The sequence below is a fragment of the Flavobacterium sp. EDS genome, assembly GCF_020991525.1.
Classification (GTDB): Bacteria; Bacteroidota; Bacteroidia; order Flavobacteriales; family Flavobacteriaceae; genus Flavobacterium.
The window spans coordinates 381,516-404,874 of record NZ_JAJMOZ010000002.1 but is presented as its reverse complement, the minus strand read 5'-3'; the positions used below and the strand labels follow the sequence as shown (position 1 = coordinate 404,874).

General features: G+C 32.1%; 20 protein-coding genes and 3 tRNA genes. 11 read left to right on the top strand and 12 right to left on the bottom strand.

Translation table 11 applies throughout. The annotated features are described in order from the left end of the window. Positions 1 to 49 precede the first annotated feature (49 nt). Positions 50 to 1,831, bottom strand: a complete 1,782-nt coding sequence (gene argS, locus LPB87_RS04985; protein ID WP_230605144.1) for an arginine--tRNA ligase — start codon at positions 1,829 to 1,831, stop codon at positions 50 to 52. 320 nt (positions 1,832 to 2,151) lie between these two features. Between argS and LPB87_RS04980 the strand changes: the two genes are divergently transcribed. Then, positions 2,152 to 4,551: an outer membrane beta-barrel family protein gene (locus LPB87_RS04980; RefSeq protein ID WP_230605143.1), complete on the top strand. Its 2,400-nt coding sequence runs from the start codon at positions 2,152 to 2,154 to the stop codon at positions 4,549 to 4,551. 85 nt (positions 4,552 to 4,636) lie between these two features. Here the strand turns inward: LPB87_RS04980 and LPB87_RS04975 are convergent, their stop codons facing one another. Continuing rightward, complete coding sequence (locus LPB87_RS04975; RefSeq protein WP_129539697.1) at positions 4,637 to 5,308, bottom strand: copper homeostasis protein CutC; 672 nt, start codon at positions 5,306 to 5,308, stop codon at positions 4,637 to 4,639. Between the two features lie 158 nt (positions 5,309 to 5,466). Then, positions 5,467 to 6,474: a beta-ketoacyl-ACP synthase III gene (locus tag LPB87_RS04970; RefSeq protein ID WP_129539698.1), complete on the bottom strand. Its 1,008-nt coding sequence runs from the start codon at positions 6,472 to 6,474 to the stop codon at positions 5,467 to 5,469. Between the two features lie 264 nt (positions 6,475 to 6,738). On the opposite strand from LPB87_RS04970, the gene LPB87_RS04965 reads away from it, so the two are divergent. After that, positions 6,739 to 9,153, top strand: coding sequence for a prolyl oligopeptidase family serine peptidase (locus LPB87_RS04965; RefSeq protein ID WP_230605142.1), 2,415 nt, complete (start codon positions 6,739 to 6,741; stop codon positions 9,151 to 9,153). A 107-nt stretch (positions 9,154 to 9,260) separates the two neighbouring features. On the opposite strand, the gene LPB87_RS04960 is transcribed toward LPB87_RS04965, so the two are convergent. From LPB87_RS04960 to LPB87_RS04950, 3 genes are all read right to left on the bottom strand, one after another. Further along, the gene (locus LPB87_RS04960; protein WP_129539700.1) at positions 9,261 to 10,211 is read right to left on the bottom strand and encodes an ABC transporter ATP-binding protein; all 951 of its coding nucleotides are present in this window, start codon (positions 10,209 to 10,211) and stop codon (positions 9,261 to 9,263) included. Positions 10,212 to 10,344: 133 nt separating this feature from the next. Continuing rightward, entirely contained in the window at positions 10,345 to 11,034 is a 690-nt protein-coding gene (locus LPB87_RS04955; RefSeq protein WP_129539701.1) for an OmpA family protein, read from the bottom strand. A 27-nt stretch (positions 11,035 to 11,061) separates the two neighbouring features. Then, entirely contained in the window at positions 11,062 to 11,565 is a 504-nt protein-coding gene (locus tag LPB87_RS04950) for a lipocalin family protein (protein WP_129539702.1), read from the bottom strand. Positions 11,566 to 11,748: 183 nt separating this feature from the next. Here LPB87_RS04950 and htpG point away from each other — a divergent pair, with 183 nt between their 5' ends. The 9 genes from htpG to LPB87_RS04905 all read left to right on the top strand — a co-directional run bounded on the left by htpG (position 11,749) and on the right by LPB87_RS04905 (position 20,619). Further along, positions 11,749 to 13,632, top strand: a complete 1,884-nt coding sequence (gene htpG, locus LPB87_RS04945) for a molecular chaperone HtpG (RefSeq protein ID WP_129539703.1) — start codon at positions 11,749 to 11,751, stop codon at positions 13,630 to 13,632. A 380-nt stretch (positions 13,633 to 14,012) separates the two neighbouring features. Continuing rightward, positions 14,013 to 14,909, top strand: coding sequence for a DMT family transporter (locus tag LPB87_RS04940; RefSeq protein ID WP_129539709.1), 897 nt, complete (start codon positions 14,013 to 14,015; stop codon positions 14,907 to 14,909). Between the two features lie 83 nt (positions 14,910 to 14,992). Continuing rightward, on the top strand, positions 14,993 to 15,349 hold the full coding sequence (locus LPB87_RS04935; protein ID WP_230605141.1) for a DoxX family protein: 357 nt from the start codon (positions 14,993 to 14,995) through the stop codon (positions 15,347 to 15,349). Between the two features lie 30 nt (positions 15,350 to 15,379). Further along, entirely contained in the window at positions 15,380 to 16,087 is a 708-nt protein-coding gene (aqpZ, locus tag LPB87_RS04930; RefSeq protein ID WP_230605140.1) for an aquaporin Z, read from the top strand. Positions 16,088 to 16,132: 45 nt separating this feature from the next. Further along, positions 16,133 to 16,375: a GlsB/YeaQ/YmgE family stress response membrane protein gene (locus LPB87_RS04925; RefSeq protein ID WP_129539712.1), complete on the top strand. Its 243-nt coding sequence runs from the start codon at positions 16,133 to 16,135 to the stop codon at positions 16,373 to 16,375. A gap of 207 nt (positions 16,376 to 16,582) precedes the next feature. Next, on the top strand, positions 16,583 to 17,410 hold the full coding sequence (locus LPB87_RS04920) for a sterol desaturase family protein (protein ID WP_230605139.1): 828 nt from the start codon (positions 16,583 to 16,585) through the stop codon (positions 17,408 to 17,410). Positions 17,411 to 17,532: 122 nt separating this feature from the next. Next, complete coding sequence (locus LPB87_RS04915) at positions 17,533 to 17,811, top strand: DUF2805 domain-containing protein (protein WP_039111648.1); 279 nt, start codon at positions 17,533 to 17,535, stop codon at positions 17,809 to 17,811. Positions 17,812 to 17,924: 113 nt separating this feature from the next. Further along, on the top strand, positions 17,925 to 19,787 hold the full coding sequence (locus tag LPB87_RS04910) for a peptidase M61 (RefSeq protein ID WP_230605138.1): 1,863 nt from the start codon (positions 17,925 to 17,927) through the stop codon (positions 19,785 to 19,787). A 121-nt stretch (positions 19,788 to 19,908) separates the two neighbouring features. After that, positions 19,909 to 20,619: a DUF4369 domain-containing protein gene (locus LPB87_RS04905; RefSeq protein ID WP_129539715.1), complete on the top strand. Its 711-nt coding sequence runs from the start codon at positions 19,909 to 19,911 to the stop codon at positions 20,617 to 20,619. A 412-nt stretch (positions 20,620 to 21,031) separates the two neighbouring features. Here LPB87_RS04905 and LPB87_RS04900 read toward each other — a convergent pair. The 6 genes from LPB87_RS04900 to LPB87_RS04875 all read right to left on the bottom strand — a co-directional run bounded on the left by LPB87_RS04900 (position 21,032) and on the right by LPB87_RS04875 (position 23,359). Then, positions 21,032 to 21,105, bottom strand: a tRNA-Thr gene (locus tag LPB87_RS04900). Between the two features lie 106 nt (positions 21,106 to 21,211). Beyond that, positions 21,212 to 21,285 (bottom strand) — tRNA-Thr (locus LPB87_RS04895). A 102-nt stretch (positions 21,286 to 21,387) separates the two neighbouring features. Further along, positions 21,388 to 21,461, bottom strand: a tRNA-Thr gene (locus LPB87_RS04890). A 79-nt stretch (positions 21,462 to 21,540) separates the two neighbouring features. Then, entirely contained in the window at positions 21,541 to 21,807 is a 267-nt protein-coding gene (locus LPB87_RS04885; protein ID WP_129539716.1) for a hypothetical protein, read from the bottom strand. A gap of 56 nt (positions 21,808 to 21,863) precedes the next feature. Next, positions 21,864 to 22,832, bottom strand: coding sequence for a type I phosphomannose isomerase catalytic subunit (locus tag LPB87_RS04880; RefSeq protein WP_230605137.1), 969 nt, complete (start codon positions 22,830 to 22,832; stop codon positions 21,864 to 21,866). Between the two features lie 68 nt (positions 22,833 to 22,900). After that, a complete protein-coding gene (locus tag LPB87_RS04875; protein WP_230605136.1) occupies positions 22,901 to 23,359 on the bottom strand; it encodes a peroxiredoxin in 459 nt (152 codons plus the stop codon).

Below are 23,359 nucleotides of genomic sequence, written 5' to 3'. Positions count from 1 at the left end.
GTTAGTTATAAAAAGAGCCGTTAGTTTTAAACTAACGGCTCTTTTATTTTTACATTCTTTCAGGAACTTCTATTCCTAATAAACTGAAACTTGATTTTATAATTTCTCCAACTTTCTGAGAGAACTGTACTCGGAAAATCTTTTTAGTTAAATCTTCTTCTCCTAAAATATGTACTGATTGATAAAAGGAATTATACTCTCTTACCAAATCATATGTATAATTAGCGATTAAAGCTGGGCTATGATTTTGCGCGGCATTTTGAATTACTTCTGGGAAAAGCTCGATTTGTTTTACCAATTCCTTTTCTTTTTCGTGAAGCTCTTCGATTCCTGTTAATGTTACACCAAAATCAAAATCGGCTTTACGAATAATCGACTGAATTCTGGCATAAGTATATTGAATAAACGGACCTGTATTTCCAGCAAAATCAACAGACTCTTCTGGGTTAAACAAAATACGTTTCTTTGGATCTACTTTTAAAATGTAATATTTTAAAGCACCAAGTCCGATTGTATTATATAGCTTAGCTTTTTCATCGTCAGAAAAACTATCAAGCTTACCTAAACCTTCTGAAATTTCTTGAGCTGTATCGGCCATTTCCTGCATTAGATCATCGGCATCTACTACAGTTCCCTCACGGCTTTTCATTTTTCCCGAAGGCAAATCGACCATTCCGTATGATAAATGATATAAGCTTGAAGCCCAATCAAAACCTAGTTTTTGAAGAATTAAGAACAATACCTTAAAATGATAATCTTGTTCGTTTCCTACTGTATAAACCATTCCTCCAACATCTGGATGATCTTTTACACGCTGAATTGCCGTTCCAATATCTTGTGTCATATAAACTGCCGTTCCATCTGAACGAAGTACAATTTTACGATCTAATCCTTCATCTGTTAAGTCAATCCAAACTGAACCATCAGGATCTTTTTCAAAAATCCCTTTATCCAAGCCTATCTGAACAACATCTTTTCCTAATAAATAAGTATTGCTTTCGTAGTAATAACTATCAAAATTTACTCCAAGATTTTTATATGTAATAGCAAAACCATCATAAACCCATTGATTCATTTTGGCCCAAAGTTCTTTTACAGCTTCGTCACCAGCTTCCCATTTTAAAAGCATTTCTTGTGCTTCTAAAATTATCGGTGCTTGTTTCTTAGCTTCCTCTTCGGTTTTACCTGCTTGAATTAATTCATTGATTTGTTCCTTATAAACCTTGTCAAATTTGACATAGTAATTCCCAACCAATTTATCTCCTTTTAAACCTGTACTTTGGGGAGTTTCTCCGTTTCCAAATTTTTCCCAGGCCAACATCGATTTACAGATATGAATTCCTCTGTCGTTTATAATTTGAGTTTTATATACTTTTTTACCAGAAGCTTTAATAATCTCTGCAACTGAATATCCTAACAAATTGTTACGAACATGTCCTAGGTGCAATGGTTTATTTGTATTTGGAGAAGAGTACTCAACAATAATTGCTTTATCTGAAGGATTTGGTTCTACAAAACCATATTTTTTTCCATCTTTTATGCTATTAAAGAAATTCACATAATAAGTATCTGCGATAACAATGTTTAAGAAACCCGAAACCACATTAAAACGAGCTACCTCTGGAAGGTTTTCTACAAGATAGTTCCCTATTTTATTTCCTAATTCAACAGGATTGCTTTTAATCACTTTTAATAAAGGAAAAATAACCATCGTAATATCTCCTTCAAACTCTTTTCTAGTAGTTTGAAATTCGATTTTATCTACAGCTACATCAAATAAGGCTTGTATTGCTTTTTGTATAGAAGGCGTAAGAATTTGTGATAATGACATGTAAACTTAATTTTAAAGACTGCAAATATACTGCTTATTCATCAATTACAGAAAATGTAAAAGATTTAAAATCTAAGAATATCATGCACAATTAATACTGAAACAATTAAAACATCAACAATTTATTCAACTATAAATCATTGAAATACAAAGCACACTTCATATTTTTTCTATTTTTTTCAAAAATCCTGTAACATAAAACCAAAAGAATAGTCTTAATAGAAACTTTAAATAAATTTTAAACGAGAATAATCAACTTGTATTTAAAGATAAATCATCAATCAAAAAACAATTAACCTATTCTAACAAAATCAAATCCTATGAAACTTAAAATTATCATGTTATTGCTTATCGGAGTAATAACATCGGTACAAGCTCAAAATTCTGGAAGTATTTCTGGAAAAGTACTAGAGAAAGCCACTAATTCTCCAATCTCTTATGCTACCATTGCCGTAAAAGAAGAAGGTAAAACAATTGCAAGCGGAGTAACTGATGACAAGGGAGATTTTAACATAAAAAACATTCCTTTAAAAAATTACCTTTTAGAAATTCAATATATTGGTTTTAAATCATACAAAGCCAATCTTTATTTTAATGAATCAAAAAAAGAATACACTTTTAAAGTTGCTCTTGAAGAAGAAGCTACACAACTTAAGGGAGTAAACATCGTTAGCGAACGCTCGACTATTGAACAAAAAATCGATAGAAAAGTAATTACTGTTGGTAAAGACCTTACTACTGCTGGTGCTTCGGCTTCAGATATTATGAATAATATTCCTTCGGTAAATGTAGATCAGGATGGTAAATTATCATTACGTGGAAACTCTAATGTACGTGTATTAATTGACGGAAGACCATCTAACATTGATCCTGCTCAATTACTTAAGCAAATTCCATCTACATCAATCAAAAAAATTGAGTTAATCACTAACCCAAGTGCTAAGTATAACCCAGAAGGAATGTCTGGAATTATAAATATCGTTTTACATAAAAATGCCAATACTGGTTTTAATGGAAATTTCAATGCTGGAATAACTTTTGGTGAAACAGCTAAATACAATAATTCATTAGATTTGAATTACAAAGTAGGAAAGGTAAATTTCTTTGGAACTGCTGGGCGCAACTTTGGAGTTTATGCTAATGGCGGTCAAATTAATAGATTAGACAGAGATTTAACTCAAGGAATTGATGTTACAAGTGATAATGATTCTCACCTTTATAAAATTGGTATGGATTATTACATCAATGACCACAATACTATTTCTTTTTACACGAATCAAAACTCATTTGATGGTTTTACGAATGTAAATACTGATATTAATTATGGTGTAGGTACTACAAATGGTTTTCAAAAATCAAAGTATGACAATAAGAACAATAACAATACCTATAATTTAGCATACAAGCATCTTTTCAAAAAAGAAGGCCATACTCTTGACGTTGAAGGAAATTATAATGATTTCAAGCAACCTCAAACTGCTTATTTCGATTCAAAAAACATTAACAATGTAGAGTCGTCAATTTACAACGATTACATAAAAGATGCTAGAAAAAATAGTACTATAAACGTCGATTATGTTAATCCGTTAAATGAGAAAACAACATTTGAGGCTGGTGCCGAAGCAAGAATCACAAGAACAACAAATGATTACGCTACAGAAAATCCTCTAATTGTTCCTGCACAGCGAGCTTCAAATTATACATATGATATTGATATTTATTCAGCTTATGTAACTTTTGGTCAAAAATTCAAAAAATTCAGCTACCAATTAGGAGCACGTTTTGAAAGTTATAAAGTTCAGGCTAACTTAAATCATAATCAATATAAATTTGACGATGATTATATCACGCTATACCCATCGGCTTATTTCACTTATAACCTTAATGAAAATAACACATTCCAATTTAGTTATAGCCGTCGTGTAGATCGTCCTAGTTTAGAACAAACAAAACCAATCCGTGAATTTTCTACCCCATTGACAACGTCTTTAGGGAATCCAGAATTAAGACCACAATTCACTAATTCGGTTGAAATAAACTACACTAAACTTTTTGGCAAAAGTACTTTTACAGCAGGAGTTTATGTAAGAAGCATCAATGATCAAATTAGCCGTACGCTAAAACCTGATGACAGTGATCCAACAAATCAGAAACAAATTATGACTTATGCCAATTTCGACCGCAATACTGCGTATGGATTCGAAATGTCAGCAAATTACAAAGCTACAAAATGGCTAGACGTTCAACCGTCTATCGATTTCTCAAGTATAAAACAACAAGGAATTGTTTTTATTATTGACCCAGTTACAAACGCTTCAACAGCAATCGATAAAAAAATTGATGCTAACTCATTTAACGCTAGACTTAATGCAAACTTTAAAGCAAATAAACGTTTGAGTTTCTTATTATTTGGATTTTACAGAGGCCCTGTTGATGGAATACAAAACAACAGTCACGATATGTACAAAATGGATGCTGGTACTCGCTACACCTTGCTAGACAACAAAATGACTTTAAGCTTACGTTTTAACGATATCTTCGATACTATGAAATATGCTTTCGATGCTACAAACCCTTACCCTCAAAACGGAGAGTTTACATGGGAAAGCCAAACCGTTTATTTTGGTCTTAGCTACAACTTTGGTGGTGGTAAAAACAAAAGCTTACAACGCAAGCAAAGAGAAGACAACACCAATAAAGGTGGTGGGGGAATGTTTTAATCTATCACCCTAATTTTAATTTTTGAATTATTTTAGTAGTAAAAGCCCAGAGAATTGCCACTCTGGGCTTTTTTATTCAAAGGGTTTACAATTGCGCTTTTAAAGCATTAATCTCAATTGCACTTGCTGTTTCTCCTGAATCAGTAATTGCTGATGAATGAAAAAAAGTATTTCCTAGTTTTTCTTTTAGCAGTCCTATATTTGAAGATCGAAGCCCTCCGCCTGGCATAATTACTATTCTATTATTTGCTTTTTGAACAACGTCGATAAGAACATCAATTCCTTCAACCACATTTTTTCCTTGCCCCGATGTTAAGATTGTTTTAAAACCACAACTAATTACATCTTCAAGAGATTTAGCCACATCTGAAACAACATCAAAAGCACGATGAAATGTACAAGGTAGTGGAGCTGCTAAATTAACTAATTCAATGTTTTGCTCTAAATTGACACTTCCGTCTGCATTAAGATTCCCAAATACAAAACCATCAACCTTATCGTTTTTATATTGGATTATACTTTCTTTCATCTCCTGAAATTCAGCATCACTATAGACAAAATCTCCTCCACGAGGTCTTATAATAACATTCAAATCAATCGCTGCTTTTTCTCTAGCAGCTTGAACTAAACTCAAATCAGGAGTTGTTCCTCCTTCTTTCATATTAACACATAACTCAATTCTGTTTACTCCATTAGCTTGAGCAATTTCGACAGAATCAAGATTAAAACACGCAATCTCTAATTGACTTTTTTCCATTTTAAAATTATACTTAAACAATTATAGTCTTCGACTTGAATACATTTGAACAAAATCAAACAAACTCTATCTGATAATAAAATTATGTTGAACCGAAATTAAACAAAAAAACCTATTCAGTACTGAATAGGTTTTCTTAAAAAACAAAATATTTTAAATTACCATTTGATAATTGCGCTTCCCCATGTAAATCCACTACCAAATGCAGCAAGAACTACAGTATCTCCAGATTTAATCTTTCCTTTTTCCCATGCTTCTGTTAATGCAATAGGAATAGATGCTGCTGTTGTATTACCGTATTTCTGAATATTGTTATATACCTGATCATCATTCAATCCAAATTTCTTTTGAATAAATTGAGAAATTCTCAAGTTTGCCTGATGAGGAATCAACATATCAATATCTGAAACCTGCAAATTATTGGCTACCAAACCTTCATTTATAACTTCTGCAAAACGAACTACCGCATTTTTAAATACAAATTGTCCGTTCATATAAGGAAAATAGCTTTCATCGTTCGGATCATTATCAGCTAAAATATCTGTTACCCAACGTGCGCCCATTCCAGGTGCGGTTAGTGATAATTCTTCAGCATGTTGCCCTTCTGAGTGTAAATGTGTAGATAAGATTCCTTTTGTAGTATCTTCTTCTCTACTTAAAACTGCTGCTCCTGCACCATCTCCAAAAATCACAGAAACACCTCTACCTCTGGTAGTCATATCTAAACCTGTAGAATGCACTTCTGAACCAATTACCAGAACATTTTTATACATCCCAGTTTTAATATATTGATCCGCTACAGAAATAGCATATACAAAACCTGAACATTGATTTCTTACATCTAATGCTCCAACAGTTTTTAATCCTAAATCACGTTGTACCAAAACTCCTGGTCCTGGAAAATAATAATCTGGACTTAATGTTGCAAAAACAACAAAATCGATATCTTCTTTTGCTACTCCAGAACGTTGGATAGCTATTTCAGCAGCTTTTACTCCCATTGAAGTTGTAGTATCTTCTCCACGAATAATATGTCTGCGTTCTTCGATTCCTGTTCGTTCTTGTATCCACTCGTCGTTAGTATCCATTATTTTTGACAAATCGTCATTGGTAACTACATTTGAAGGGACATAATATCCTAATCCCGCTATTTTTGAATGATACATATTTTTTTATTATTCGTTAAAAATTTGGATTGCAAATCTAAACATCTTTTAAAAATCATGTACACAATTTAGTCATTTTTTCGTAATTAACAATTCGATATACTATTCTCACTGACTTCATATTACAACTTCATATTAAATCATAAGAAAAATACCTTTATATTATAAAAAAACATATCTATATTCTCTTTCATTATTATAATGTAACAAGTTTAAACTACTTTAGACAAATTATAACAATCCTTAATTATAAAAGTTTCAATCATGAAATTAAAAATTATCTTACTCCTATTTTTAAATCTTGGCTTAGTAGCTTCCGCCCAAGAAAACCTAACGTATCAAAAGCCTTCAAAATCAATTTTGGATTTAGCTGATTACGAAAGAGCTCCCACTGTATCAATGGATACAAAAAAAGAATACATGCTGTTAAGCTACAGAAACACCTATAAAACCTTAGATGATTTAAGCCAAGAAGAACTTCGTTTAGCTGGTTTAAGAATTAATCCTATAACTAATATTTCGAGTACAATAACGTATGCTAAAAATCTCAAATTGAGAAAAATCAGCGATACTAAAGAAATAGAAATAGCAAATCTGCCAACAAATCCACAAATTAGCTATACTTCATGGTCACCAAATGATAAGAAGATTTTATTTACCAATACCACAAAAACTGGAGTAGAACTTTGGATTATAGATGTTGCTACAGCAAGAGCAACTAAACTAACCGATGCTACATTAAATGCTAATCTTGGAACTCCATTTAGCTGGTTTAATGACAATGAAACTATTTTAGTAAAAATGCTTCCTAAAAACAAACCAGCATTATTAGACTCTAAAAAAGATTTACCTACTGGTCCAATTGTTTCAAATGCCGATGGTTCTAAATCACAAAATAGAACCTATGCTGATATGTTGAAAAACAAAAACGACGAAATCAATTTTGAAAACATCATTACTTCTGAAATCTATAAAGTAAACATCAACAATGGTACAGCTACTTTATTTAAAAATGCAGCAATGTATTCTTCTGAAAGAATTTCTCCTGACGGAAACTACATAATGCTTACAACAATTCAAAAACCGTTCTCTTATATTGTTCCATTAAACAGATTTCCATCAAAGGCAATTGTTTATGACAAAAACGGTACTGAAATAAAAACCGTAAACGAAGTACCTCTTTATGAAATTATGCCAAAAGGTTTTATGGCTGTTCGTAATGGAAAAAGAGAAATGTCATGGAGAAATGACAAACCTGCAACACTTTCTTATGTGGTAGCTTTAGATGAAGGAAATCCAGCTAATAAAGTTGATTTTAGAGATGAAGTATTTCTTTGGAATGCTCCATTTAACACCGAAGCAACTTCATTAGTAAAAACACCTCAACGTTATAATGGAATTATTTGGGGGAATGACAATACAGCAATCCTCTCAGATGAGTGGTATGACACACGCAATACTAAAACTTATTTAATTAATCCAGCTGAACCTACTCAAAAACCAAAACTGCTTTTTGATAGAAACTCACAAGACATCTACGCAGATCCAGGTAATTTTGAGTACAAGAAAAATCAGTACAATAAATATGTTCTTGCTATAGAAAACGACAATGCTTTTCTTCTTGGAGAAGGATTTACAAAAGATGGTCAATTTCCTTTTATTAACGAACTTAATCTTAAAACATTAAAAACAAAACGTCTTTATACTTCATCATTTAAAGATAAAAAAGAAGAAATTTTAAGCATTGAAGATTTTAAAACAGGAAAATTTTTGGTACAAATTCAATCCAAAAATGATTATCCTAATTATTATTTCAGAAACATCAAGAAGCAAAATAGTTTAACTCAAATTACTTTTTTCAAAAATCCATTTGAAAGCATTAAAAATGTAAGCAAAGAGGTTATCAAATACAAACGAAAAGATGGTGTTGAATTATCTGGAACTTTATATTTACCTGCTGGATATGACAAGGTGAAAAAAGAAAAACTACCGTTGTTAATCTGGGCTTATCCTGCAGAATACAAAGATAAAAACAGTGCAGGACAAAGTAGCCAGAACCCAAATGAGTTTACATTTCCTTATTATGGATCATTTATATATTGGGTGACTAAAGGTTACGTTGTTCTTGACGATGCTTCTTTCCCTATTATTGGAGAAGGAACTACTGAGCCTAATGATAATTTTATAACACAACTTGTTGATGATGCTGAAGCAGCTATAGATGCGGTTGATGCTTTAGGATACATAAACAAAAAGAAAGTTGCAATTGGAGGACATTCATACGGAGCTTTTATGACTGCTAACTTACTTACACATTCTAATCTTTTTGCTTGTGGAATTGCAAGAAGTGGAGCTTACAACAGAACATTAACTCCTTTTGGTTTCCAAACAGAGCAACGTAACTATTGGGAAGTTCCAAATGTTTACAATGCAATGTCGCCTTTTATGCATGCTGATAAAATGAAAACACCACTGCTTTTAGTACATGGTGAAGCTGATAATAACCCTGGTACTTTTACTTTACAAACAGAACGTTATTTTCAAGCTATAAAAGGATTAGGTGGACCAACGAGAATGGTTATTTTACCAAAAGAATCTCATAGCTATGTAGCTAGAGAGAATATTTTACATTTGCTTTGGGAGCAAGATCAGTTCTTAGAGAAAAATTTAAAAAACTAAATTTTCATTAGACTATTTATAAAACAAACCCGACAGGTTTTTAAAATCTGTCGGGTTTATTGTTTTATAGGGCTAAAAAAAATTATCTAATTGCCACATTATCTAATTTACAGATAATTTAAACTTAAAAATATTTCCTGCTCCAGAGGCAAATCTATTTCACTTTCAAAAAAGATCAATTGCCTTTTATAAACTGTTTCAATTAAATAGTGATTCCCTCTAAAATAAGTTCTTCTAATCTTTACTGGCAAGTTAGATTCTACCACCATTTTTAATTGATGCGGATATACCAGCGTTTTATGCATTTCATCTTCATAAGAAACCAATAAATGAGTAGGAACTTCATTTACTTCCCCAAAGAGCGACGCTACATATCTAGTTTCAGGGTCTTCGTAAATTTTTGTTGGATTATCTTTAACAAGAACTTCACCGTTTCGCATTACAATTGCTTCATCTGCAAACGACAAAGCATCTGTACTATCGTGGGTAGCTATTATACAAGTAATTCCTTTTTGCTTTAAATATCTAAATAGGTTTCGGCGTAAAGCATTTTTACGAAAAGCGTCGATTTGGCTAAAAGGCTCATCCAATAAAATTACTTCGGGTTCTAAAGCCAGAACTCTTACCAAAGCTACTCTTTGTTTTTGCCCTCCACTCAATAAGTTTGCCTTTACATTAGAAAACTGTTCCATTTCTACCATTTCTAATAGTTCCTGAACACGTAGTTTCTTCATATTAGCAAAACCATTTGAAAGAAACTTACCTACATTTTCAGCAACTGTTTCAAAAGGAGACAGATCAAAATCCTGGGCTAAATATTTCATGTACGGCATCCCAGGAACCAAATTATATTTTGGACCTAAAATTGGCTTTTCATTATAAAAAATCTTGCCTTCATTTAAATCATATAACCCATATATTAATTTAAGAAGTGTACTTTTTCCACAGCCACTCTCACCAATAATAGCAATATTTTCACCTTTATTTATGGTAAAAGAAACGTTTTTTATTACAGGCTTTTCGGTATACGAAAAGGAAATATCTTGAACTTGAAGCATTGGTTGGCATTGAAAAATTGAGGATACAAAGATAGTTCCTTTACCAAAACTAAATCAGAGAAAGTTATTAAATTATCTACAAAAAAAAGCTGCTTTAAAAAGCAACTTTTTTTTATTTATTAAGATACAATGCTTATTTACCAGCTTTTGCGTCATTTACCATTTTGTCATTTGCAGTAATAGCAAATTCTACACGACGGTTCTGAGTTCTTCCTTCTGGAGTATCGTTTGTTGCAATTGGATCAACAATTCCCATACCTGAAGTTTTGAATCTGCTTGCATTTAATCCTTTTGAAATTAAATATGCTTTTACAGATGCAGCTCTTTGTCCAGAAAGTGTTAAGTTATATTCTGGCTTACCTGTATTATCAGTATATCCAAAAATTTCGATATTAGTATCAGCATACTCATTAAATACTGGAACTAATTTATCTAAATTAGCTTTTGCCTGAGGAGTTAAAGTTGATTTATTAGTATCAAAACGTACTGCATTTTCATTTAAAACTAAGTGAATTCCTTCTCCAACACGCTCTACATCTGCACCTGGTAAAGCTTGATCGATCTCTCTAGCTTGCTTGTCCATTTTGTTTCCAATAAGAGCACCAGTTCCACCACCTACGGCAGCTCCAATAGCAGCTCCTAAAGCAGCGTTCCCACCTTTTCCTAAATTGTTCCCTAAAATACCTCCTATAAGAGCACCTGCAGCAACACCTATTCCTGCACCCTTTTGAGTATTATTTGCATTTTTTACCGAATCGCAACTTGTAAAAAAACTTGTTAATACAAGTAAAGTACTCAAACCTAAAACTGTTATCTTTCTCATGTGTTTATATTTTTATATATTTTAATATTAATTAGCTCTTTGAAATTGATATGTTACATCCTTAACTTGTCCACCAACATTAATGTTATCAATTAATTGAAATGAATTTTCAGTTAGACCAGCCACTTTTAGTAAATATCCGTCTCTCACTTTTTTTGCCTTTACACCAGCATCAAGAATCTTAAGCACAAACATACCTTGACTATTGATACTCCACACAATAGGAGAAGAAAAAGCAGTACAACTAGGTGATGCTAAAGCCATCGACCCTTTGTTATTGTTTGAAATAAAATTCCAAGTACTACCAATAAAGCATTTAGAGTCAGCAAGATCAAATGAATTTACTTTAATATACTCTGACCCCGGATAAGAAACATTGGTTAAAATCCAATTTCCTTTAATTGCTACTTGAGAAGGCCTATCAAGTTTTGTAGAAAGTGGTTCAGCTCCGTTAGATGTAGCTGTTGTTGAGGCTGATTTGCATGCAAAAAGCGTTACGGCTATTATGCATATTAAAATAATTTTTCTCATCGTTTTAGCAAATTTAAAATTAATACTCCTACAAAGATACAATGCAAAAAAATTAAATATGTTTAAAAATTTATTTTTTTTATTTCAGAATTAACACTTACGACAATTTGTCACCCCATTTGCAATTGGTATTCTATTTGAAGAATCTGAAATGCATAATGTTAAACTTAAAATTTAAAAAATATGACAACAGGTAAAATTAATGTTTCAGTAGAAAACATATTTCCCTTAATCAAGAAATTCTTATACAGCGATCACGAAATATTCTTGCGTGAGTTGATTTCTAACGGAACCGATGCTACTCTAAAATTAAAACACCTAATAAGTATCGGTGAAGCCAAAGTAGAATATGGCAATCCAACTATTGAAATTAAAATTGACAAAGAAGGAAAAAAAATCCATATAATCGATCAAGGTCTTGGAATGACAGCTGACGAAGTTGAGAAATACATCAACCAAGTTGCTTTTTCTGGAGCTGAAGAATTTTTGGACAAATATAAAGATTCTGCAAAAGATTCAGGAATCATAGGTCATTTTGGTCTTGGTTTTTACTCCGCTTTTATGGTTGCAGAAAAAGTAGAAATTTTCACTAAATCATACAAAGATGAGCCAGCTGCTCATTGGACATGTGATGGTAGCCCAGAATTTACTTTGGAGCCAGCTGACAAAACTACACGTGGAACTGAAATCGTTTTGCATATTGCTGAAGATTCTTTAGAATTTTTGGAAGATTCTAAAATCCATGAATTATTGAATAAGTATAACAAGTTTATGCCTATTCCAATTAAATTCGGAACAAGAACTGAAACACTTCCTAAGCCAGAAGATGCTCCGGAAGATTATATAAATGAAACTATAGAAGTTGACAACATCATCAATAACCCAAATCCAGCTTGGACAAAACAACCAACTGAATTATCTGATGAAGATTATAAAAGCTTCTACCGTGAGTTGTATCCAATGCAATTCGAAGATCCATTATTTAATATTCACTTAAATGTTGACTATCCGTTTAACCTAACAGGAATTTTATATTTCCCAAAATTAGGTTCGGATATGCAAATTCAGAAAGACAAAATCCAATTATACCAAAATCAGGTGTATGTAACTGATAACGTAGAAGGAATTGTTCCTGAATTTTTAACAATGTTAAAAGGTGTTATCGATTCACCAGACATTCCATTAAACGTTTCTCGTTCTGGATTACAAGCTGATGGTGCAGTTAAGAAAATATCAAACTACATTACCCGTAAAGTAGCTGATAAATTGAAAGCATTATTCAACGAGAACCGTGCTGACTTTGAAGAAAAATGGAATGACATTAAAATTGTTTTAGAATACGGAATGCTTTCTGAAGACAAATTTTATGAAAAAGCTGGTGCTTTCTTTTTATATCCAACAGTAGATAATACTTATTTTACGCTAGAAGAATTAAAAGAGAAAATAAAAGAAAACCAAACTGATAAAGACGGAAAATTAGTTGTTTTATACGCTGGAAATAAAGATGCTCAGCACTCATATATTGAAACAGCAAAAGAAAAAGGATACGAAGTATTACTTTTAGATTCTCCGATCATTTCTCACTTGATTCAAAAAATTGAAGGAGATAATAAAGATTTAACATTCGTTCGTGTCGATTCAGACCATATTGATAACTTAATCAAAAAAGACGAAAACACAATTTCTAAATTATCTGACGAAGAAAAAGAAGCTTTAAAAACTTCATTAGAAGCATACATCCCTAAAGCGTACAGTGTACAATTGGAAGCTATGGATAGTCAAGCTGCTCCGTTTATCATTACGCAACCAGAATTCATGCGTAGAATGAAAGAAATGAGTCAGTCTGGTGGTTCTGGAATGTTTGGAATGGGTAATATGCCTGAGATGTACAACTTAGTAGTAAACACAAATTCTGATTTAGCTACTAACATCTTGAATACCGAAGACAAAACACATCAAGAACATTTAGTTAAACAAGCATTAGACTTAGCTAAATTATCTCAAAACTTATTAAAAGGTGAAGCATTAACTGCTTTTGTAAAAAGAAGTTTTGAAATGATTAAATAAGATTAAATTTTGGTTCTATAAACCAAACAATTACAAAGCCCTGCAAGTTATACTTGCAGGGCTTTTTGTTTAAAAGAATAAAAAATAGCTACTTATGTTTTTAGCACAAGCTATTTCCATAACTTTAAATAATCTTATTAAAATTCATCAAATAATGTAAAACATTAATCGAAATTTAATTATGCTGGTTAAAAAAATGAGCATACTAATAATTATGAATAAATCAAAATAACTTCATTTTGAGGTATTTTTAATAAAATATATAACTAGAACAACGTTCCAAATGCAATATCCAAACTAAAAGCGTTTTTTAAATCAATTACTAAAGACTATCTTTGCAGGCTTTATTTTTTAAAACAAAAAGCAGTAAATTATATAAAATGATAAAAAGTAACGTATTAAAAGGAGTATTTCTAGTAGCATTTGGCGCAACAAGTTATGGCATGTTAGCCACTTTTGTAAAAATGGCATACGATGAAGGATTCACTACAGCAGAAGTAACTACTTCTCAATTTATATTAGGAATCATTGGAATCCTAATCATCAACGCTTTTCAAAAAGCAAAACATAAAAATACAGTTGTTAAGGCATCTCCAAAAAACATTGCACAGTTAATGATAGCTGGAACTTCATTAGGTATGACTAGTTTATTTTATTACCTAGCTGTAAAATACATTCCAGTTTCTATCGGAATTGTTTTATTGATGCAAACGGTATGGATGGGAGTTTTACTAGAAATGATTTTAGAGAAAAAACTTCCTTCTAAACAAAAAGTAATCGCTGTAATTATTGTTTTAGGAGGTACAGTCTTGGCTACTAATATTACTCAAAACGAGATTCAGTTAGATTGGCGTGGTCTTATGTGGGGTTGTTTGGCCGCTGCATCATTTACCACAACCATGTTTACTGCAAACCGAGTTGCTACCGAAATTTCGTCAGCACAACGTAGTTTATATATGCTTTTAGGAGGAGCGGTTATTGTCTTTTCATTTGGAATAGCGACACAAGTAACTCCTTTTAACTTCGAAATTTTTACAAAATGGGGTATCATTCTTGCACTTTTTGGTACAATTATACCTCCTATGCTTATGAACGCAGGTTTCCCTCTTACAGGAATTGGACTAGGAAGTATCGTTTCGGCATTAGAACTTCCTGTATCTGTAATGATGGCCTACGTACTATTAAATGAAGAAGTAATATTTCTTCAATGGATTGGTATAATTTTAATCATACTTGCGATTATTATTATGAATCTAAATTTTCAGAAGCAGAAATAAACAATTCATGATACTTGTTAAAAATAATCAATATATCACACTAAATTACCAATTATTTCATAAATTCGTAATAAATAACTATTATGAATTTACCTTGGCATATCTATTTAATGGCTTCGCTTTATATTATTGCTGGGTTAAATCATTTTAGAAGTCCCAGAATGTATCTAAAGATCATTCCATCTTATTTTTCAAATCCAAAATTATTAAATATTTTAAGCGGTGTCGCTGAGATTATATTAGGATCGCTCCTATTAATCTCAGCGACATCCCATTTTGCGGCATGGGGGATTATTGCGTTATTAGTCGCAGTTTTCCCAACACATATATACATGTATCAAAATGAAAAAGCAAGTTTTGGATTACCTAGATGGATTCTACTATTGCGCATACCTTTTCAGTTAGTTTTGATTTATTGGGCTTATCAATATACTTTTTAACCTTTAGACATTAATTTAAAAACTTTTATTATGAAAAAACTTTTTGCAGAATTTTTCGGAACATTCTGGCTTGTATTTGGAGGTTGCGGAAGTGCAATTTTCGCGGCAGGAATTCCAGATCTAGGAATTGGATTTGCTGGAGTAGCTCTAGCTTTTGGATTAACAGTTTTAACAATGGCTTATGCTGTAGGACATATATCTGGTGGCCATTTTAATCCAGCTGTATCATTTGGACTTTGGGCTAGCGGAAGATTCCCCGCAAAAGAATTAGCACCATACATTATTGCACAATGTATTGGGGCAATTGCGGCAGCAGGAACTTTATTTACAATTGCATCTGGCAAAGCAGGTTTCATGATAGACAATACCAAAGCTGGTGCCTTTGCATCAAATGGTTTTGGAGCTTTTTCACCAGACGGATACTCCTTACAATCGGCATTTATAGCAGAGTTTGTACTTACTTTATTTTTCTTATTAATCATTCTTGGCGCTACAGATAAATTTGCAAATGGAAAATTTGCAGGAGTGGCAATTGGTCTAGGATTAACATTAATTCACCTAATAAGCATCCCGATCACAAATACATCTGTAAATCCAGCGAGATCTTTATCGCAAGCAGTTTTCGTTGGAGGTGAACCATTATCTCAAGTTTGGTTATTTTGGGTTGCCCCAATTTTAGGAGCAATTGTAGCAGGAATTATATATAAAACATTGTTACAAAATCATGACGCAGCTTAAATTATTATATTAAAATCGATTATTAATCCTTTAAACTTTTAAAATATGGAATTTTTATATTTCTTACTTATTGGAGCAATTTCTGGTTGGCTAGCTGGCCAAATATGGAAAGGCTCAGGTTTTGGAATCCTTGGCAATATTGTTGTTGGAATAGTTGGTGGACTTATTGGTGGATGGATTGCTGGAAAACTAGGTATCGGTGGTGGCGGTTTACTATGGCAAATTATAATTGCTGTTGGTGGCGCTTGGGTTTTATTATTCATTATTAGTTTAATAAAAAGAACATAAACTCCTTACCTACTTGTTGCATTTACAAAACACCAAACAAGTAATATCCTTTTATACAAAGAGAAGAAAATAAGTCTTACCACTTCATTTCTTCTCTTTTTACTTTATAGCAATCATGCTTTAATTACAATACTGAAAATCAAAATTTTAAGCCCCATTTTAATTTCATATCAACAAAATCATTAATTTTGAGTAAATACTTTCGTAATGGATGAAATTATTTCTTACTTCAGTACTATTCCATCTTCACACAGAAGTTTAATTCTCGTAAGCGGAATAACTTTTTTTTGGCTCATAGAAAACACTTTTCCTCTCTTTAAGTTCAGCTATAAAAAATGGAATCATGCTGGAATCAATTTTTTCTTGACATTAACTACAATCATCATCAACTTTGTTTTAGCTTTTGTCTTATTAAAAACTGCTGATTGGGCAATTAAAAACAATTTCGGCATTTTACAATGGTTACCCGAAATACCATTATGGTTATATACCATTATAGGATTGTTATTATTGGATTTAATAGGAGCGTACTTGGCTCACTTCACCCAGCATAAAATTAAATTTTTATGGCGTTTTCATCTTATTCATCATACTGACACCTGGATTGACACCACAAGTGGCAATCGACATCATCCTGGAGAAAGTATAATTCGGTTTATTTTTACAACTTTTGGTGTTTTAATTGTGGGGAGCCCCATGTGGATGGTTTTTCTATATCAAACATTATCTGTTATATCTACTCAATTTACCCATGCGAATATCTCTCTACCCGATAAAGTCGATTCTTTTTTGAGTTACTTTATTGTTTCTCCAAATATGCACAAAATACATCATCATTATGTATTACCCTATACAGATAGCAATTACGGAAATATTTTTTCTGTTTGGGACCGTCTTTTCGGAACATTTATGACACTACCAAAAGAAAAAATCATCTATGGAGTTGACACCCATATGAACCCTGAAGAACACAATAACTTGAAGAATTTATTACAAATTCCGTTTCAGAAACAACGTTCGCAAAAAAACGGTTAAAATCAACAAAAAAAATCTACCATAAGCGACGAAGTAATTATTTTTTTCATTAATATTGATATCTAAATTGAAAATCAATCTATTATTAATCATTAACCCCTATTTGAATTAATTTTCACGTGATGAAAAAGAGTAACCGTAAAGAATTGAACTGGGAACAAACAGAAAAACTTGTTACATTAGCCCTAGAAGAAAAGAATCCTTTTGAAATTATCAAAAAAGAATTTGGATTGGCTGAAAAAGAGGTTTTAGAAATTATGAAAAAGAAAATGCCCGCAGAGAAATTTGAAATGTGGAAAAAGAAAGCTATTGCTAACAAACCTAAGCCAAAACCAGTCAAAATAGATGATTTTGATGAAGATTTGGATGGTAAATATTACATAAAGAACAAATTAGACTAACTATAAAACTCCTGGAAACAGGAGTTTTTTTTTACACCTATAAATAAAATTAAAATGTTTTTGTAACTTACTTCAATCTATAAAGACCAATAGTAAAAATAAACTCATAAGTTATGAAAAGAATAATAGCCACATTAGCATTAGTAGCTGTATTTATAGGCTGTAAAACAGCTAGCTCAACGAGTAATACAGTTGCAAAACAAGAAATAGGGGTCAGTATAAATCTTACTGATGTAAAAGAAGACAAAGTCCTAGTTACGATTACAACCCCTAAAATCAATACTGATGAAGTAACTTACAGCATCCCTAAAACTGTTCCCGGAACATATTCTGAGGATAATTACGGTAGATTCATTGAGGACCTGAAAGCGTTTGATTCAAAAGGAACACTCCTTCCTGTAAAGAAAACAGATGACAACACTTGGTCAATATCTAATGCAAAAACATTAAAAACGATTACTTATTTAGTCAACGACACTTTCGATACTGAAAAAGGCACAGGATTTGGCAATGACGATATCTTCTCTCCAGCAGGTACAAATATCGATTCTGGAGTTAATTTCATGATAAACACGCATGGTTTTGTAGGCTATTTTCAAGACAAATTAGACATTCCTTACAAAGTAACCGTTACACATCCAGCATCACTTTGGGGAGCAACCTCAATGACTGATGAAGATGCTAGCAATACTAGCGACGTATTTACAACCTCTCATTATGCTGTTTTGGTAGAAAACCCAATCATGTACTCTAAACCCGATTACACCTCATTTGATGTAAACGGAATGGAAATACAAATAGCTGTATATTCACCAACAGGAAAGTACACCGCAGAAAGTATCACTCCTGAAATGAAAACAATAATGACTGCTCAGAAAAACTTTTTAGGAAAAATAAACTCAACTAAAAAATATACTGTTTTATTGTATTTATCAACCATGAAACCTGATGATGCGCATGGATTTGGAGCTTTAGAACATCCTACCGCAACAACCGTTGTTTTACCTGAAATGATGCCTAAAGATGAATTAATAAAATCAATGAAAGATGTGGTTTCTCATGAATTCTTCCACATTGTAACTCCATTAACCATTCACTCAAAAGAAATTCAATATTTCGACTATAATGCACCAAAAATGTCTGAGCATTTATGGATGTACGAAGGCGTTACCGAATATTTTGCAAATCTTTTCCAGATCAATCAAGGCCTAATTGACGAACCTGAATTTTATTCCCGTATTGCTGAGAAAGTAGAGCATGCAAAAAAAATGAACGACACTATGTCCTTTACAAAAATGAGCGCCAATGTCTTAAAGCAACCCTACAAAGACCAATACTTAAATGTATATGAAAAAGGAGCACTTATTGGCATGTGTATCGATATTATTATTAGAGAAAAAAGCAATGGTCAAAGAGGAATTCTAGACTTAATGCATAAGTTATCGGATGAATATGGCATCACTAAACCATTTAACGACAATGAACTCTTTGCTAAAATCACACAATTAACTTATCCTGAAGTTGGATCATTTTTAGACACTTACGTAGCAGGAACAACTCCAATCCCATACGATTTTTACTTAAGTAAAGTTGGAGTAACTAAAGCCACAGAGAAAGTTCCTGGAACAATTTTCTTAAAAGGCCAAGTTCCATACATCACTATAAACCCTGAGACTAAAGAAATTATGGTTATTCCAGAAATCGAATTAAACCCTTTTTTCAAAGCACTTGATCTAAGAGGAGGTGACTATATTTTATCTATAAACGAAAAGCCTTATTCATTGATAAACATATACGACATGATAACCGAAAGCCAATCATGGAAAGAAAACACCCCTATAACCATTAAGATAAAACGCAATGGTAAGGAACAAACTTTAAAAGGAGTAGTTAAACTTCCTTACGAAGAAAAAAATACTTTTAAAGCATCAGACAACTCCAAGCAAACTCTTAGAAACGCTTGGTTAAAAGGATAATAAGAAATAAAAACAAAGAAATCTCAATTTAGAAATAGATTGAGATTTTTTTACAAATTAAAAGTTTAGCTATGTTTATATTAAAACTATTTTCTTTATTTTGCACGAAAATCTATAAACAATGAAAAAAACTATTATTGCATTCGTTACCCTTGTTCTTTTAGCTTCTTGTAGCAAAAACGAATCAAAAACCAATTTGCATATTACAGGAAATATTAAAGGATTAAAAAATGGTACCTTATATATACAACGAATTGTTGACACCTCATTAGTCGCTATTGATAGTATTAAAATCGATGGTAATTCAACTTTCGAAACTAACATTGAATTAAAGTCTCCAGAAATGCTTTATTTATTTCTAGATCGTGGAGTAAGTAATTCACTAGACAACAATATATTATTCTTTGCTGAACCAGGCAATATAAACATCGATACAAATCTAGACACATACATCTCAGGCGCTAAAATTACTGGATCAAAAAACCAAGAATTATATGAGGATTACCGAAAAATAAGCTCACGCTTTAATGATTCTAATCTTGATCTTGTAGCGTTAAGGTTTAAAGCAATGAAAAGCAACAACCAGAAAACATTAGATAGCATCAACGAAAGACAAGAGTCAAATATCAAACGAAAATACTTATATGCTACAAACTTTGCTATCAACAACAAAGATTACGAAATAGCACCATATATTGCTTTATCTGACATATACGACATCAATATTAAATTCTTGGATACAATCCAAAAATCGATGACTCCTAAAGTAGCTCAATCTCTTTATGGAAAAAAACTTACCGAGTATGTTGCCAAAATAAAGAAAGAACAATAACATAGACTCTGATCATTACAACAATATCAATCCTGCTTTAATAAAAGCAGGATTTTTTTTTTGACTTTTTCAAATTACATTCTACAAATCCTATAATTTCATATCTTTCTCAGGAAACCTACAAAACTAGAACTTAATCACATTTAAAAACCAAAGCTTAAACATATCATACCTCTGCTAACGCATTTATCACCTCTTTAAAACACAATGTCAATCCAGTTAATCTTATTCTTACTTCACATTAAAAATAAAGATCTTTAAGCCTTAATTTTAAGAGCTGAGAAACACCAAATTCTTTTTTCTACAAGCTAACTAATAGCTATCAAGTTTTAGTATTGATCCGATAATAACAATAGAAACTCAATACAAGGCAAAAAAAAACCATCATATTTCTATGATGGTTTTAACTCTGAGCCGGCGGAGGGACTCGAACCCACGACCTGCTGATTACAAATCAGCTGCTCTAGCCAACTGAGCTACGCTGGCGACTCATTACGGGTGCAAATGTAAAGTGCTTTTTTGAATTTTCCAAAAAAAATTTTACATTTTTAATACAAATAAAAAACCATCCTTATCGGATGGTTTTATCTTGAGCCGGCGGAGGGACTCGAACCCACGACCTGCTGATTACAAATCAGCTGCTCTAGCCAACTGAGCTACGCTGGCGACTCATTACGGGCGGAAATGCAAGAATAATTTGGTTTACCAAAATAATTTCACACTTTCAATACTAATAAAAAACCACCCTTATCGGATGGTTTTATTTTGAGCCGGCGGAGGGACTCGAACCCACGACCTGCTGATTACAAATCAGCTGCTCTAGCCAACTGAGCTACGCTGGCGACTCATTACGGGTGCAAATATATAGCTGTTTTTTGAATTTCACAACATAAATTTGCACTTTTTTATAGTTTTTTCCGACTACAATTCGTTGATTTTAGCAATCAATTGATTAGCAGTTTCTTCCAATTCAACATTGATTTGTTTGAAGTGTGATTTTTTATTTTCTACGTTCTTTGCGTTCACTTTTGTGATCAAAGCATCAAAAGCAGCAATAGCCTCATCGATTAAAGCATTAGTTTCTGTAGATGGTTTCCCTGTAGTAGAAATTTCAAATAAGTAAACTGCTTCAATAATATCTCCTAAAACGTAGTTGATGTCTTTCTTTAAATTCTTAACGTTTGCCATTTTATTTTAATTTTAATTTGCGTTTGCAAAAATACACATAATCTTTGTATTAGTAGCTATGAAATGTAAATTTCTAAAATTGAAGCTTTTCCATTGAGAATGAATGCATTCATAGTAGCAGGAATTAACACAGTATCTCCTTTTACGTATATAAATTTTTCTCCATTATATTCTATACAAAAAGATCCTTCAACACACATATACACAGTAAAGCTCTCTTTGCTTTTACATACCTCAACCTGACCTTCTAACGGTATAAAATTTGTAGTGAAATAAGAGCAATCAACTACTCCATTAGATTTGTTTAGCTCTTTATCATATTTCTTATACGTATCTACTTTATTATAATTAATAGCATCCAACGCCAAATCTACATGCAATTCTCTTTTATTTCCTTTTGCATCTACTCTATCAAAATCATACAAACGATACGTAACATCCGATGTTTGTTGAATCTCAGCAACTACTAGTCCTGCTCCTATGGCATGAACTGTTCCTGTTTCCAGAAAAAAAACGTCTCCTGATTTAACTTTTACATCATCAAGAATAGAAACTAGCGAATTGTTATTTAGATTTTCAAGATATTCCTCTTTACTTGAATTTTCCTTAAAACCTACAATAATCCTTGCATCGGCATCAGCCTGCATAATATACCACATTTCTGTCTTACCAAAAGAATTATGTCGTTCTTTTGCTAGTTTATCATTAGGATGAACCTGTATCGAAAGATCTTCGCGAGCATCAAGATATTTAAAAAGTAATGGAAATTGTTTTCCAAATCGTTTGTAAACTTTTGTCCCCAAAATTTCATTTGGCAATTCTTCTATTATACCAGTAAGTGTCTTTCCTTTCAAACTTCCGTTTGCAACAATACTTACATCCCCTTCTACAGTAGATAATTCCCAGCTTTCGCCAGTAATCTTAGACGTAATTGGCTTATTTAATACGGTTTTTAATTTTTCTCCGCCCCAAATTCTCTCTTTCAAAATTGGTTCAAACTGAAAAGGATATAATTTTAGATCCATCTATATTATTTATTTTTCATACAAACTCATTCATTTAAGAAATCATGTATGATACTATATTTTTAAACTTATGATACTAATTCTTTAATTGCTTCAAGTGCTTTAGGAATATGCTTGGTAGCAACCATACTATCATAGATCAGGATTATAACTCCATTTTTATCGACAACATAAGTTACTCTTCCTGGTAACAATCCAAGTAGTCCAGAAGGAACTCCAAAAAGAGTTCTTATTCTTTTATCTGCATCTGAAAGAAGTACAAATGGCAAATGGTGTTTATGAGAAAATTTTTGATGAGAATCAACACTATCACTACTGATACCTATTACTTCGGCTCCTAAAGCTACAAAGTCTTCATATTGATCTCTAAAACTACAGGCTTCTGTTGTACAACCTGGCGTATTATCTTTAGGATAAAAATAAATAACCAAAGGTTTACGACCAAGCACATCTTTACTTTCAAACACTTCTCCATTAGCATCTTTAGCTGTAAAATTCGGGATAATATCTCCTACTTTTAATGACAT